Origin of the sequence: Marinobacter sp., assembly GCF_014859525.1 — a bacterium.
Classification (GTDB): Bacteria; Pseudomonadota; Gammaproteobacteria; order Pseudomonadales; family Oleiphilaceae; genus Marinobacter.
Genome location: NZ_JACUUB010000071.1, coordinates 1 through 12,903, shown reverse-complemented (window position 1 = coordinate 12,903; position 12,903 = coordinate 1). Strand labels below are relative to the sequence as shown.

General features: G+C 57.1%; 8 protein-coding genes. 5 read left to right on the top strand and 3 right to left on the bottom strand.

Translation table 11 applies throughout. The annotated features are described in order from the left end of the window. Nucleotides 1-216: 216 nt before the first annotated feature. The 3 genes from IBX51_RS12355 to IBX51_RS12345 form a co-directional block, all read right to left on the bottom strand. Nucleotides 217-564 carry an antibiotic biosynthesis monooxygenase gene (locus IBX51_RS12355; protein WP_291831577.1) on the bottom strand — a complete coding sequence of 116 codons (348 nt, stop codon included), beginning with the start codon at nucleotides 562-564 and terminating at the stop codon, nucleotides 217-219. A gap of 90 nt (nucleotides 565-654) precedes the next feature. Next, nucleotides 655-3,906, bottom strand: a complete 3,252-nt coding sequence (locus tag IBX51_RS12350; protein ID WP_291831576.1) for an AAA family ATPase — start codon at nucleotides 3,904-3,906, stop codon at nucleotides 655-657. 10 nt (nucleotides 3,907-3,916) lie between these two features. After that, on the bottom strand, nucleotides 3,917-5,146 hold the full coding sequence (locus tag IBX51_RS12345) for an exonuclease SbcCD subunit D C-terminal domain-containing protein (protein WP_291831575.1): 1,230 nt from the start codon (nucleotides 5,144-5,146) through the stop codon (nucleotides 3,917-3,919). Between the two features lie 404 nt (nucleotides 5,147-5,550). Between IBX51_RS12345 and csm6 the strand changes: the two genes are divergently transcribed. From csm6 to rhuM, 5 genes are all read left to right on the top strand, one after another. After that, a complete protein-coding gene (gene csm6, locus IBX51_RS12340) occupies nucleotides 5,551-6,714 on the top strand; it encodes a CRISPR-associated ring nuclease Csm6 (RefSeq protein WP_291831573.1) in 1,164 nt (387 codons plus the stop codon). Further along, nucleotides 6,711-7,871 carry an RAMP superfamily CRISPR-associated protein gene (locus IBX51_RS12335; RefSeq protein ID WP_291831572.1) on the top strand — a complete coding sequence of 387 codons (1,161 nt, stop codon included), beginning with the start codon at nucleotides 6,711-6,713 and terminating at the stop codon, nucleotides 7,869-7,871. Before csm6 ends, IBX51_RS12335 begins: the two co-directional genes overlap by 4 nt. Nucleotides 7,872-7,874: 3 nt before the next feature. Beyond that, nucleotides 7,875-10,904, top strand: a complete 3,030-nt coding sequence (gene cas10, locus IBX51_RS12330; protein ID WP_291831571.1) for a type III-B CRISPR-associated protein Cas10/Cmr2 — start codon at nucleotides 7,875-7,877, stop codon at nucleotides 10,902-10,904. Further along, nucleotides 10,901-12,028: a type III-B CRISPR module-associated protein Cmr3 gene (gene cmr3, locus IBX51_RS12325; protein WP_291831570.1), complete on the top strand. Its 1,128-nt coding sequence runs from the start codon at nucleotides 10,901-10,903 to the stop codon at nucleotides 12,026-12,028. The genes cas10 and cmr3 overlap by 4 nt, the downstream gene beginning before the upstream one ends. Nucleotides 12,029-12,031: 3 nt before the next feature. Further along, the coding region (gene rhuM / locus IBX51_RS12320) for a virulence protein RhuM/Fic/DOC family protein (RefSeq protein WP_291831568.1) at nucleotides 12,032-12,903 on the top strand (872 nt) is incomplete at its 3' end.

Genomic DNA, 12,903 nt, shown 5'->3' with positions numbered 1-12,903 from the left:
CGAATAGCACCACAGAATATCGTGAATTTTGCCAATGAGGCTGAAGCAATAGCCGTAGGCCATGCGCGATCAGTTAAGCCATTTTGCGGACTTGTCGCTACTAAGAATCAAAAGCTTACGCTACCGAAACAGAGGCGAAATCGCCTTAAGTAGACAGACATGGACACCAATCACTGGCTCAGACATAACTTCCTCTCTTCTTTTTCCTTGGATGAACTAATTTCCGTGTTGCATCTTGCTATCTTCAGGAGCTTGGAATCTATCATTCATCCCATAGTCACGATGAACATTAGCCACCCTCAAACGGTAATCATTGAAGACCTTATTTTTCCCGGTTTCCTGTGCGACACGATGTTTAGGAAGGTTGCGCCATTGTTCAATAGCCTGCTCGTCTCGCCAAAAAGATAATGAAAGAATCTTGCCTTCGGTATTAAGGCTTGAGAAACGCTCAATAGAGATAAACCCATCAATCTTTTCAAGCTCAGGCTTTAATTGAGCAGCCAGTTCAAGATATTGGTCTTTATGCACAGGATCAGGGTGTACCTCAAAAATCACAGCGATCATAATCTCCTTCTATTACTAATCAATTCATATAGTTAGATAAACGAACTCACCTATCAAAGCCAGGTTCACCAGAATTCGACTAATTACGATTTATTGTATTATCTGCTCACAACCAGGCCCGAATATTTGGCTTCTTCCACCGGTTTGAGGCGTTACCTGGATCTGCGTGCTGATCCGCTCCTTCAAGGCGGGCACGTGCGAAATGACGCCTATCAGCTTGCCGTCCTGCTGCAGGCCCGCGAGTGTTTCCAGGGCGGTATCGAGGGCTTCCTCGTCCAAGGTGCCAAAGCCTTCATCCAGAAACAGCGAATCCACCCGGACATTCTTACTGGCCATATGTGATAACCCAAGTGCCAGTGACAGGCTGACGATAAAGCTCTCACCGCCGGAAAGATTCTTCGTTGACCGAATCTCCCCAGCCTGATAGTTGTCGACGACGTTGATCTCCAAGGGCTGAGCATCGTCACGGGCTAGCAAGTAACGGTCGGTCATTTTCTGCAATTGCCGGTTGGCGTGACCAATCATCATTTCGAAGGTCAGCCCCTGGGCAAAATTGCGGTACTTCTTTCCGTCTGCCGAGCCGATCAATTCGTGCAGGTTCTCCCACCTTCGGCACTCTTTTTTCTGGGCCTCGATAGCTGCCTGCTTTTCCTTTATCCGCTCCTTAGCGGCCGCATTTTCACTCAACTTGTGCTTGAGACCGGCAATGATGTCCCGCAGCTCTTTCAGGGCCTCCTCTTGCTCTTTGAATTGGGGCTCGAGCTCTTCCAGCGACTTGTCGGTGACCTTGCGAGCCATTTCCGTAGCCAGGCGCGTTTCCCGATCCTTCTTTCTGGCCTTCAGATCCGTTTGACGCTCATCCAGTTCCTTGGCCGTGGCCGACAGCTCCGCCCGAACTTCAGAGGATAGTATGGCCGCCAGGAACTGTTCTTCATTTGAAAAGCCAACAGGCGCGAGCGCTGCGGAGAATTCTGTTTCAAGCCTTCTCAGTTCCGGTTCTCGTTGCTCGATGCGTTTCTTCAGAGATTCGACATGGGACTTCGCGGTATTCCATTTTTGTTGGAGCTCATTGTACTGGTCTCTAGCCTGTTTCTCGGCACCTTCGGCATCCGAAATCGCCTTGTTTAAACGGCGCTCCTCATCGTCCGGATTCTTACTGCCGTACAGTGCATTGCGCTCATCACTTCCAGCGGCGAGTTCCGTTTTCAAGGTTTCCAGACGCTCCAGCTTTTCGGCCAGGGCGGTGCTTTGAGTTTCGATAACCGCATCCAGACGCTTCACATCGCTGTCGATGTCGGCAATCTGTTTCTCGATGTCCGCCTTTTTCTTGACCTGGGTCTGCCACGCCTTCAGCCGCGCTCTGAGGGATTCGATCAGTGATGAAATGTCCGTCTCGGGGATGTCCGAAATACCAAGCGGCTGGAGTTTGGTATAGACAGCCTGCCTGCGTTCGGAAAAATCAGCACGGAGTTTCACTAGGCCGTCCTTCACCTCGGCCAGGGCTTTCTCGGCAGCCTTTTTGTCATTAGCCGCTGCTGACTCCAGCTTCTCTGCCTCCGTCAACTTTTTACGGGCCAGGCTTTCAGCTTCTTCGAGTTTCGAGATGGCGGCTTCCTGATCCTCGGCTTTGCTAATCAGCCTGGTCAGGGCATCGATCTTCTGTTCGGTTTCATCGGGGACGGGTACATTCCCTTCCGCGAAGGGGTGTTCGGTCGCGCCACAGAGTGGACAGGGCTTGCCGTCTTCCAGTTTTGCCCGGTGATCTTCAAGTTCCGCAATTTTCGTCAGGAAGGCCATTTCACGCAGCAGGGTTTCTTTCTCGGTGCGGTATTCCCGCAACAAGTGGTCCCCCAGTAGTTGGTTCAAACCATCTTTACCCTGCTGAAGCTGTTTCGAGGCATCCTCCAACTCCTGCTTTCGAATGCCGGATTGCTTCTGACAGTCTTCGAGTGACTTTGCAGCCAGTTCCAGAGTCGTCCTGGCCGTTTCTTGAGCGGCCTCCTTTTGAACGATTTCATTTTGCCTGGAGAGCAGGCCGCCGATCTGTTCCTCAACGCCAGCCAGACCGCTGATCAGCCATTCATCCCGTGCATGCTCTTTGAGATAGTCGTCCACAAGATCCAGCGCCCTATAAGCCTTGGATCGTCTGTCCTGCTCTTCGAGTTGGGCTTTTTTGTCTGCATCAATCTTTGCCACAGCCTTCTTACAGCCCTCATCCTCTTCCGATACAGCTTTTTTCTGATCGGCAAGTTTCTGATCCAGGGAGCGAACCTTCTGCAATGTAGGCGCAGCGACTTTCAGCTCTTCTTTTTCCCGAGCGGTTTGTTGCTCAGCCGATTTCAGTACTTCGGCCTGTTCCTTGGCGGAGGATTCCAGTACAGGAAGAGCCTCTTCCTCATCTTTCAAGCCTGCTCTATCATTCGCCTGCTGTTTGCGGGTGGCGGTGAGCGTTGCGTATGCGCCGTCCAGTGAGGCTGCACTCAAAGCCCGGCCCAACTTTTCACGATCCGGTTTGAACGCCTCGATATCGCCCTGCAGCTTGCTCGCTTCATCGGCCAGGTTGATGATTTCCTTCTTTAGCCCATCGATGGTAGTGAGCCAGGCAATGGCCTTCCCGGTGTCAGCGGATTTGGCGGCAAGCTCTGTCTCTTCCTTCTGCTTTGTCTCGAGTGCCTGCTCAATCTCTTGTTCCTGCTCCGGCTCAAGAATCACGATGCCAGCCGTTTCAGCCTGGAGCAGGTTCAGTTTTTCCCGCTTCTCACGTTGGCGCTCATGGACACGGATGGATATCTGGCTGTAGATCTCTGTGCCTGTTATCTGCTCCAGGATCGGCGCGCGATCATCTGGTGCCGCCTGAAGGAACGCCGCAAAGCCGCCCTGGGCCAGCAACATGGATCGGGTGAAACGGTCAAAGTCCATACCGGTAGCCGACTCAATCTGGTCGGCTACCCCTCTGATCTTGGATTCGAAAATCTCGCCGGAATCGGCATTGGAAATTTCGTGTTTCGGGGGCTGGAGCTCGCCATTCGGTTTTTTGCGTGCCCGGTGTTGGCTCCAGTGACAGCGATAACGCCCAGACTGGGTTTCGAAGGTCACCTCGGCAAAACATTCTCCAGTCTGGCGGGACATGATTTCGTTTCCGCTCTTGGTGACCTTGTTCAGACGCGGCGTCCGCCCGTAAAGGGCGAGGCAAATAGCATCGAGGATCGTGGTCTTCCCCGCGCCGGTAGGGCCTGTGATGGCGAAGATGCCGTCAGACGCGAAGGCCGGGTGCATCAGGTCGATTTGCCATTCGCCGACCAGTGAGTTCAGATTCTTGAAGCGTACCTGCAGTATTCTCATCGATAGCTCCCTATTCCGCCTGCACATCGTCTTCATAGAGAGACGAGACCGTTTCCTGGTAGGCTCGAAGCAGCTCCGGCCACTGCTCTTCAGGCACGTCATGAGCGGCGAGACATCGTTCGAAGACGTCATTCACGTTCAGGTCGTCAAGTGTTTCCTCTTCATGGATTTGCCCCAGAACGCGGTCGATGATGCGGTTGTTCTTTATCCGGAGAATTTCCATTTGGGTGCCGGAAATAGCCGCCTCCAGGCGTTCACGCAGGTCGCCAATAACCTCAGTGCCTTCGTAGATGACTTCGAGCCAGCCTTGGGAGTCCGTCGCCGACAATTCAAGAATGCGGTTTGAGATGCCGTCCCAGTCTCCTTTGACGCGCTCAAGTTTCTGAAAAATTGGCACATCGATTAGCTGTACGGATGCAGCCGTGCTGTGGAACTCAACCTGGCAAACGCTCTTCTGCTGTTTTGCCTCTCCAAACCCCATAGGCAGAGGAGAGCCGCTGTACCTAATGGTCTCAAGGCCGTTCACCTTCTGCGGGACGTGGAGGTGACCAAGCGCCAGATAGTTGAAGCAGGCAGGAAAAATCCCGGCCGTCACATGAGCCAGCGAGCCGACATAGAGTTCGCGCACGCCATCAGCATCGACGGTTTGTCCGCCAGCGGTGAACAGATGCCCCGTGCCAACGATGGGAATATCGGCCCCGAGTTCCTCGCGCTTCTGTTCGGCCAAGGCGGCGACGGCTGCGTAATGGCTGCGGATGCCGTCAATCAATTTCCGCTCCTTGTCCTCGATGCTCTCACCCGCTTCCGCCACACGGATATCCCGGTCGCGGAGATAGGGCACGGCGCAGACAATCAATTCCGGATCGTCCTGCTCATTACGAAGCACCAGCACTTCGTCTTCTGGGGATTCCGTGCTACTACCGACCACATGAACATCAAGGGCTTTGAGCAGCTCCTTGGGTGCATTAAGAAAAGACGGCGAATCGTGGTTGCCAGCTACGACGACAACATGCCGACAGGATGAGGCGGCCACCCGGCACAGAAACCGGTAATAGAGCTCCTGGGCGCGATTGCTCGGAGCGCTGGTATCAAAGACATCACCTGCTACCAGCAGTGCATCAATATCATTCTGCTGAATCGTCTCAGCCAGCCAGGTCAGAAAGGCCTCGAACTCCTCGTAGCGTTTTCTGCCGTAAAGGGTTCTGCCGATGTGCCAGTCAGACGTATGGATGATTTTCATTCTGCATATTGCTCGACAATGTCGCATCGATTCATTCTAATACCCCCTTCAACCAATCCATTTATATCTGCCTATATTTTTTATGGCTACTATAGCTTTATTCAGTTCTAACGAAGATCACCTAGAATGTTTGTTTTGCACTGCATTACCGTAACCAAACAGCATGAATGAAATATCACTCATGTATACAGGCAAGCACTGACAGCACAAACTCATTGGAAAGAAATTAAAAAGCAGCTATACAAAATAGTTATTGATACACAAAAACTCTACACCTTCAATCACATACAATACATGTACAATCCTACTCGGTTTATTACATAATGTTCACTCTCACAAGCTTTTAAGACTGGCAACAGCCGACAAAAACAGACAGGATGCAATAAAACCGACAGGACAGTCATATGAACCATCCCACAGAGCAACAACACCTCACAAAACACATACTACTGTGCGTGACCGGTATGTCACCACAGATCATCACCGAGACCCTATACGCCTTGGCTGTGGAGCAGTCCCCCCCCTTTGTGCCAGATGAGATCCACCTTATCACCACTAGCGAAGGGGCCGAGTACGCCCGCCTAACCCTGCTCGACTCCAGCCAGGGCCAATACCACAGTCTATGCCGCGAATACGGCCTGGACGCGAGCAAGATCCGCTTTGATGACAGCACCATCCATCTCATCGGTGGCGCCACCCCCTTGGACGACATCCGCAGCATTGCCGACAATGAACAGGCCGCAGACGACATTATCGCCCTGGTTCAGCAGCTTACCGCCGATCCCCTCTGCACGATCCACGCCTCAATTGCCGGTGGGCGCAAGACCATGGGCTTCTATCTAGGCTATGCCTTCTCGCTGTTTGGTCGTCCCCAGGATCGGATCAGCCATGTACTGGTGAGCGCTCCCTTCGAATCCCATCGAGAATTCTTCTACCCCCCCAAACAACCTCGGGTACTACGCACCCGCGATGATCGCCCCATCAGCACCAAAGATGCCCGCATCACCCTCGCCCAGATCCCCTTCGTGCGCCTGCGAGAACAGCTGGGCAACGTACTGCCCACTGCTCAGCAACACAGCTTCAAGGATCTGGTGCGTCAGGCCCAGCTCAGCCTGTCTCCTGCAGAGCTGGTCATCGATACCGAGGCTCACCTGATCCGCTGCAACGACTACACGGTTCCGCTACGCCCCACCGAGATGGCCTTCATCACATGGCTGGCCCGGCTGCGCTTACAAGACCACCCCGGGATCTCTCGCATGAATATTAGTACACAGGAGCGCGACGCCTACCTGACCGCATACAGCCAGCTGGGCAAAAAACGCAGCGGCGATCTTGAACGTATCCAGCGCGCTCTAAAAGTTGGTATGGATGAGGCCTACTTCGATCAACGCCGCGCCAACTTACACAAAACCCTCAAAGCACACCTTGGCCAGCTAGCGCCAAACTTCTATGTCCAGGCCGAAGGTAAGCACTCAATGACACGCTATAGCCTCAAACTCGAGCCGGAACAGATCCGCTTTGCCCCACTGGACGAAGCCACCAACACGCAAACGGAGTTAAGCGAATGAAAACACTCAGCTACCAACTCAGCTTCCATACCCCCGCCTTCCTTGGCAATGCCGAGCAAAGCGGCCAATGGCGCACCCCACCCTTCAAGGCACTGCTAAGACAGTGGTGGCGAGTTGCATGGATGGCCGACAAGGATTTTCGCGGGGACGTGCGTAGCATGCGGGATGAAGAGGGGAAACTATTCGGTCATGCTTGGCTGGAAAATGACTCCTTTGAGCGAGATGGGCGCATGATAAAAACCTCTGGACGGAAGAGCGAGGTACGCCTGCGTATCTCTCACTGGGAACAAGGAAAGCTGAACAGTTGGCAAGGTCTGGAGCAAGGTACTATCTTCCATCCAGAATCGGAAATAACTCGTCACCGGGTTGGACCTCATGCCTACCTAGGCTATGGCCCACTGGATGGGCGCGGCAACACAAAGCTAAGTCAAAAAGTTAGTGCAGCCATCCAGGCCGGGGAAAACGCCACCTTTTCCATCGCTGTACCGGAGGAGGCAAGCGCGCTCGTCGAACAGGCCTTATGGCTGATGGATCGCTACGCCACTGCCGGTGGCCGCAGCCGCAACGGCTGGGGATCCTTCTCCCTGACACCGCTCGACGACACCCCTGCACTTGCCGGTGAGCTACCGAGCCGCGACTGGCAGCAGGCGCTGCAACTGGACTGGCCCCACGCCATCGGCAGCGATGATTATGGCCCACTGATCTGGCAGACCCAAGCCCATAGCGACTGGCAAACCCTGATGCGTGAGCTGGCTATCATCAAAATTGGACTGCGTACCCAACTGGTTTTCAACAGCGGCAATAATACTCAAACCCCAGAAGCGCGTCATTGGCTGAGCCACCCGGTCACCAGACACAATGTAAAACCATGGCGCCAAGGTCGACTACCCAACAGCCTGCGTTTCAAGGCATACCCCGACAGTAGCGATCCAACCAAACTGCGTGGTCACATCTTTCACGCACCCGCTTTGCCCACCGATATATTCAGACCGGATAAAGAAGCCGTTTCGCAGGCCTGGGCCACTGTCCACAACCTGCTAGATGAACTCACTCAGAAGCCTGATCAACGCAGCTACCTCATGATTAAAGACCCATCTCGCCGCGCAAACCTCAAAGCACAGTTGAATGAAGTCACTCTCGGCAGGAACAGGAACTAAACCATGGAAAATAACACCCTCTGGCAAACCAAACTCGCCGCCCGCATCCACGACCCGGCAGAAAAGGCCCTGGTGCTGCTACGCGACCCGGCCGGCCACGAAAATGGCACCAGCCGCGTGTTGCGTCGCCTGCTAGGGCTCGACCAACTCAGCGCGGAACAACTCGACCCGGACAACGCCGACGCGCTCACCGCAGTGCTGTTCAAAAAGGGTCTGCCCCTGCCCATCTACCAGCATGTGCAACGGGCCGACTGGTGGGCCGCCGCCGCCGACCGTCCCCAATGGCCGATGGAACAAATCACCGTTACCACCAAAAAGGGCCAAGAAAAAGCCTTCAAGGTGGCCGACTGGGCCCAGGTGCGCTGGACCAAACAACCCGTTCTGATCCACCCGCTCACTGGGGATACGCTCGATCTGCACGATCTAACCGACACCGAGATCGACGACATCAAGCAGCGCAGCTTTGAGCACTTCTCCTCGCTATTGGTCAAACTGGGGGCCAAGGATGAACAATCCCAGGACCTGCGCAAGACCCTGCTCAGCTACTGGCGCTTCGGCCCCGAGCTGGACGATGAGCAAGACAACGGCAGGCTCGGTGTACTCTGGCCCTTGCTGCCTGCCGATACCCGTGTGCCCGATCACAGCATTTGGGATCACCTGGATCTCACCTCCGCCTTTGCCGGGGCCTTCGCCACCGATCCAGATGGCGAAGCGGCACTGTTGGCGCTGTCCATTGGCCCGGTGCAGGACTTCATTGCCGCCGCCCGCTCCTCCTCGGATCTGTGGGCCGGCTCGCACCTACTCTCTCGCCTCGCCTGGGAGGCGATGAAGCCGGTGTGCGAGGCCCTCGGCCCCGATGCCATTCTATTCCCCCGTCTGCGCGGGATCCCGCAGGTAGATCTATGGCTGCGCGATGAGATGCATCTGCCCGACACGATGTTTACCAACTGCGTGTGGCGCAAGGGCGGCACCGATGCCAACCCACTATTCTCCGCCGCTCTGCCCAACCGCTTTGTGGCGGTCGTTCCCGCCAGCCAGGCACGCAAGATTGCCGAACAAGTCGAGACAGCGGTACGCACCTGGCTATTCGACACTGGTGAAGACGTGGTCTCCCGCCTGCTGAAAGAGGCCGGGCTGGATGTGGAGACCGCTCTCCCCTATGAGCAGATGAAGGAGCAACTGCAAGGCTTCCCCGAGGTACACTGGGCGGCGGTGCCCTTCACCCTGATCAAGCCACGCAACCAACAAAGGCAAACCGAACTGGACACCAGCGCCCTCTCCGCCGCAATGGCCCCGTTCTTTGGCGCAGCAGCGGGAGAAGAATGCGGTTTTCTCAAGGAGCCTGCCTGGCAGGTACTCAAGGAGGAGATCGAGTGGGGCGATGGCACTACCTTCTTCGCCCCCAACCCCGGCGTGCTCTACCCGGCGGTGTACGACCTGGCCGAGCGGGTCATGGCCGCCGCCAAGAGCGTGCGCCCGTTCCAGCAAAGCACCCAGCAGGGCTGGCGCTGTTCGCTCACGGGTGAGGCCGAGTGGCTGACCACCGACCGCGAGCAACTCAAATCATCCTACCGCCAACAAACCGATACCCTGTGGGCGCGAATCAGCCAAAACAAACCCGCCTGGGCCAAAAAGGGCGAACACCTCAGCGCACTGCCTGCTATCAAACGGCTGTGGCCCACCTTATTCGCCGAAGAGGTGGGCAAGGCCACCGGCAACAAGGCCCAACGCTTTGTGGTCTCTACCCACACCATGGCCCTGGCCCACCAGCTCGATCAGTGGCTGGAACGCGGCGGCCAAACCGCCGAGGGCTTGAGCTTCGAACTGGAACGCTACCGCACTGAGCGGGTCGCCCTGCCGCGCAAGCTGCTGCTGCGCCACATGAATAATCCGGCGCTGGCGGATGCCAAACGCCTGCCCGCCCTGCTGGAAGCGGTCATGCAGGATGAGGAGATCAGCGAAGATAAGCTAAAAAACATCAAGGACAAACTGCGCCAAACCCTGGGTAACGCCCAGTCACCCAAGCCCCGGCTGGAAACCTACTACAGCCTGCTGATGATGGATGGCGACCGCATGGGCGCGATCCTCTCCGGTGACGAGGAGACCGGCACCGCCATCCCCTACCGCGACGGTTTCCACCCCCAGGTACAAAAGGGCTTTGGTAAACACGCCGCCAAACAGCCACGCATCCGGCAATATGGCGAGCAAAAGCGTCCGCCCTCACCCAATCGCCACCTCGCCGTCTCAGGGGCGTTGAACGACTTCTCCCAAACCGTGGTACGCCATGTGGTGGAGAGCGAACGCCTGGGCCGGGTGATCTACGCCGGGGGTGATGATGTGCTGGCAATGTTGCCGGTGGCCGATCTGCTGCCCTGCATGCAGCGCCTGCGCCACGCCTACTCGGGCACCCTGCCGGAAGATGAAGCCCTCGACTGGGGCGAACTAAAGAAAAACCCCAAGGGCCTGCATTGCAAAAACGGCTTTGCCTTCCTGGATGGCCGGCTGATGCGCATGATGGGTCGCCACGCCACCGCCTCCACCGGCGCAGTAATTGCTCACCATCAAGCCCCGCTGGGGGCGGTGATGCGCGAACTACGTGCGGCGGAAAAGCGCGCCAAAGAGGAGGGAGGGCGCAATGCCTTCCATATTTGCATCGTCAAACGATCCGGCGGCACCCTGCGCCTCACCGCCAAGTGGGGCGAGCCGCTGACGCTGCTTGATGAGCTGCGCGACTTCCTTACCCAAGAGGGCGTCTCCCGTCGTGCGGTATATCACAGCCTGGCCTGGCTGGACGCCCAGGCCCTGCCCGAGGAAAACCCCGCCATGCTGGAAACCCTGCTGGCCTACCAGTTCAGTCGGCAGATCGATGGCAAGGCAAAGAACAAAGACGATCTCAAAAACCACGCCCCCAAACTGGCCCAGCGCCTGATTGCCCAGGCCAAAGATAAAAACCAGCCCATCAAGTGGCTGCGCAACTTCCTCTCCGTGGCCGAGTTTCTGGCCCGCGAGACCCGTCAGGGAGAAAATTCATGAACACCCACTACCGCTTTATCGAACCACTGGATGTCCTCTTTCTGCGCGGCAACAAGCTCTTCGGCGACCCCGGCAGCTTTGGTGAGAGCCTGATCCCCCCCTGGCCCTCGGTGGCAGCGGGTGCGATCCGCTCGCGCATGTTGGCCGATGCCGGGATCAACCTGGCCCGCTTCGCCAAAGGGGATGAACCCCACCATGAACTGGGCACGCCACAACAGCCCGGCCCCTTCACACTCACCGCCTTCCAACTGGCACGGCGTACCGCTCAGGGGGTAGAGCCGCTGTTCGCCCCGCCTGCCGATCTGGTGATCAGCCAGGGCGATGACGGGATCACACTGCAACGGCTACAGCCCAAAACCACCGCCCCAGGGCTGGACAGCTCCAGCACCCAGGCCCTGCTACCCATCCTCGCCCAGGCCAAGCGCGGCAAACCGGTCTCCGGCTACTGGCTGACGCAACAGGGCTGGCAAACCTATCTACAAGGCGGCACGCCCAAGCCGACAGATCTAGTAAAAAACCAAGACCTTTGGAAGATCGACCCACGCGTTGGCGTGGGCCTGGATACCGAACAGCGCAGCGCCGCCGATGGCAAGCTGTTTTCCATGCAGGCGGTGGCCCTGTCTCACGATGTGGGCTTTGTTGCCGTCGTACAAAATGCCACCCCGCCCAATGACGGCCTGCTACGCCTGGGGGGCGACGGACGTGCCGCCGCCCTCAGTCCCGTGGAACTGAAATGGCCCGAACCGGATTACGAGGCCATCGCCCAGGCCGGACGCTGCCGCCTGGTGCTCACCACCCCCGGCATTTTCCCCGATGGATGGCGACCCACCGGGACGGATGGCTCAGATCTCATTGAACTCGATGGCATACGCGCCCGCCTGGCCTGCGCCGCCGTACCCCGTGGAGAGACGCTATCCGGCTGGGATCTGGCCAACAAATGCCCCAAACCGGCCCAACGCGCCGCCCCCGGTGGCAGTGTTTACTGGCTGGATAAACTGGAGGCCAGCCCCGCAGCCCTACGCCAATGGGTACAGCAGGGGCTATGGCAAGGAAACGAAGACCCCGCCCGCCGCGCCGAAGGCTACAACCGCTTTACCCTTGCAGCATGGTCGGATGAGGCCTGAGCCATGAGCAAGCTATTGTTCTACAAAGTAGAAAACAAAGAAATCCGCGTACAGCTGGAAGGTGAGACTGTCTGGCTCAACCAGAAGCAACTGGCCGAGCTGCTCGACACCAGCACCGATAACATCGGCCTGCACCTGAAAAACATCTACCACCAAGAAGAACTGCTGGAAGAGGCAACTACCGAGGATTTCTCGGTAGTTCAGCAAGAAGGTAGGCGACAGGTCACCCGACGCATCAAACACTACAACCTTGATGCCATCATCTCGGTAGGCTACCGGGTAAACTCCAAGCGTGGCGTACAATTTCGCCAATGGGCCACCCGGGTATTGCGCGAGCACCTGGTAGAGGGCTACACCCTCAACCCGAGCCGCTTGGCCGAGCGCGGCCTCAACGAGGCGCAGCAGGCCATCGATCTGCTGGCCCGCACCCTGCAACACCAGGCCCTGGTGGATGACACCGGGCGCGAGGTGATCCAGCTCATCAACGGCTATGCCAAAACCTGGCACCTACTACTGCAATACGATGAAGACAGCCTCGCCCTACCGGATAGCTGCCAGCCAGCCCGCAGCGCGCTGGACTACCCACACGCCCGCGCCGTCATCGACGAACTTAAGGCCACCCTGATCGCCCGGGGTGAGGCCAGCGAACTGTTTGGGCGCGAGCGAGGCGATGCCTTCCAGGGGATCCTTGGCAGCATCGAACAAACCATGTTTGGCGAAGCCCTCTACCCCAGCCGCGAGCTCAAGGCCGCCCACCTGCTCTACTTCGTGATCAAGGACCACCCCTTCGCCGATGGCAACAAGCGCAGCGCCGCCCTGTTGTTCCTGCTCTACCTGCAACAGGAGGGGGTGGCTGCCCACTTCAATCCCAACGC